The 1,160-nt window shown below is 72.1% G+C and carries 2 protein-coding genes; both read right to left on the bottom strand.

All coding sequences use genetic code 11. The annotated features are described in order from the left end of the window. Nucleotides 1-136: 136 nt before the first annotated feature. The gene (locus OEY_RS0118615) at nucleotides 137-649 is read right to left on the bottom strand and encodes a DUF402 domain-containing protein (protein ID WP_010595329.1); all 513 of its coding nucleotides are present in this window, start codon (nucleotides 647-649) and stop codon (nucleotides 137-139) included. Nucleotides 650-698: 49 nt separating this feature from the next. Then, nucleotides 699-1,160: DUF3267 domain-containing protein (locus tag OEY_RS0118620; protein ID WP_010595330.1), on the bottom strand; the 462-nt coding region annotated here is incomplete at its 5' end.

The following is a 1,160-nucleotide window of genomic DNA, read 5'->3' on the forward strand; positions in this document are numbered from 1 at the left end:
CCCCGCCGAGGCTGCTGCGGTCTACGCCGAGGAGAAGGCGCCCTGGTTCGACGGCGCCTCCACGCGTGCCCGGGAATGGGCCGAGCAGACCGGATGGTCGGCCTGACGCGCGGGCCGGGGACGGCTGAGCGGCGGCTCAGCGCCAGCTGATCGGCATGGCCAGCGCGGCCAGCCACGCGTCGAGGTCGTGGCCGTGCGTGGCGATGCCGTCGACCGCCCGCAACGCTCGTTGCACCGCGCGCTCGGCGGTCCCGGGATCGAGCAGACCCGCCGCCGCGGCGGCGAGCAACTCGTCGACGTCCTCGACGGCGGTGTCGCGTCCGGTGCGCACCACGAGGTCGAGGTAGTGATCACGCGAATGCCACACGTCCCCGTCGCGCCAGAACTCGCCGATGTCGACGTACCGGTCCTGGTCGCGCTCGAAGCCGGGCCGGAAGTGAAAGATCGAGGCACGTAGGCCCAGCTCCGGCAGCAGCCACGACTCGAGATACCCGAACTGCGGGTGGTCGGCGGGCCGTGCCATGTACAGACCCCACTGCTCGACGCGATACACCTCCACCTTCCGCACGAAGCCCTTCGGGTCGACGTTGGTATGCGCGGCCACGTCGAAGGTCTCGACCTTGACGTGGTGGAGCTTCGCCTCGGACATGACCTGAACGTTACTGTGGTCCGACCCGGCGAACCCGACGGTGCCGGACCTACCGGCCCGTCGGCCCGGCCGGCGTCGGCCCGGCCGGCACCGCCGTCGTCGTCTCGTGCCCGTTGTCCTGCACGAGCGCGGAGGCCGGCAGCCGCCACAGCGCGCCGGCCTGGACGTAGTCGCCGGCGGACCCCGCGAAGTTCACCACCGTGACGACGAAGACGGTGAGAACGACGTCGACGGGCACGGTGAACAGCAGGGCCACCAGGACCGCGCCCCACAGCGCCACGGGAGCGAGCGTGACGGTCACGGCCGCGTTCCGCGTGAGCCAGGCGTCGCTGCCCGTCGTCAGGAAGGGGAACCGCACCGCGTACGTCGGACGCACACCGGAGAGGATCCGGGAGACCAGGCCGTGGGTCAGTTCGTGCACCGCCAGGTAGCCGAGACACGCCACGACGGTGACGACGATCGTCGGCGCCGTGCCCCAGCCGCTCCGCAGCGGCAGGGGCCGGGGGACCGC

Source organism: Rhodococcus sp. P14 (assembly GCF_000256505.1).
In the GTDB taxonomy this organism is placed as follows: domain Bacteria; phylum Actinomycetota; class Actinomycetes; order Mycobacteriales; family Mycobacteriaceae; genus Rhodococcus; species Rhodococcus ruber.